This window comes from Alteromonas sp. KUL49, from assembly GCF_006538345.1.
Classification (GTDB): Bacteria; Pseudomonadota; Gammaproteobacteria; order Enterobacterales; family Alteromonadaceae; genus Alteromonas.
This window is the reverse complement of the sequence record NZ_BJKL01000040.1, coordinates 1-803: the sequence shown is the minus strand read 5'-3', so window position 1 is coordinate 803 and position 803 is coordinate 1. Positions and strand designations below refer to the sequence as shown.

Annotated in this window: 1 protein-coding gene and 2 pseudogenes; all 3 read right to left on the bottom strand. The window is 45.5% G+C overall.

The genetic code is table 11. The annotated features are described in order from the left end of the window. A pseudogene (locus EYS00_RS20430) lies at positions 1-318 on the bottom strand (phosphate acyltransferase); the annotation flags it as partial. Between the two features lie 41 nt (positions 319-359). Continuing rightward, positions 360-530 carry a 50S ribosomal protein L32 gene (gene rpmF, locus EYS00_RS20425; protein ID WP_004414666.1) on the bottom strand — a complete coding sequence of 57 codons (171 nt, stop codon included), beginning with the start codon at positions 528-530 and terminating at the stop codon, positions 360-362. 54 nt (positions 531-584) lie between these two features. Next, positions 585-803 (bottom strand): annotated as a pseudogene (locus EYS00_RS20420) (YceD family protein); the annotation flags it as partial.

Here is an 803-nt window from a genome sequence, read left to right as displayed (position 1 = left end):
ACGAGACAAAGCCATTAATGCACCGGTATTTCCACCGCTGACACATGCGTCTGCTTGAGATTCCGCAACCAGATCGATTGCTTCACGCATAGAGCTGCCCTGACTGTTTCGTAAGGCAAGAGAAGGCTTTTCTGAGTTTGAAATAACTCGGTCACAGTGCTGAATACTCAAACGAGAATCAGGCTGTCGACCTAATGAGGATAGTTGAGATGTGATCGCATTTCGATCACCTATGAGAATGACTTTTAGCTCTGGGAAATACGACAGTGCCTGCACGGCGGCAGGCACTGTTACACGAGGACCGAAATCCCCGCCCATTGCATCAAGCGCAACGGTTATATTTTGCTAAAAGGTCAACCTTACTTGTTGATAACCTTTTTGCCGCGGTAGTAACCTTCCGCAGTCACGTTGTGACGTAGGTGAGTTTCACCTGAAGTTGCGTCTACAGAAAGTGCAGCTGTAGTTAGCGCATCGTGTGAACGACGCATGCCACGCATTGAACGTGATTTCTTGCTCTTTTGTACGGCCATTGACCCTACTCCTATGTAAATTCTTAAAGAAGCAGTTACTTCTTTAAGCTTTTTTAAAACATCAAATGGATTCGGCTTCTTGTCTTCCTCAATTTCTTCAGGAAGTTCACCAAACACCAAGTTATTTGAGTTAACGCTACAGTCCGCTTCGTCGTGCATTGCTACTTGAGGCAATCCAAGGATGAACTCGTCTTCAACTAGTTGAATCAGGTCTAATTCACCGTACTCGTTCAGATCTACCAAATCGTACTCTTCCGGTGCTTCTTCTTCACT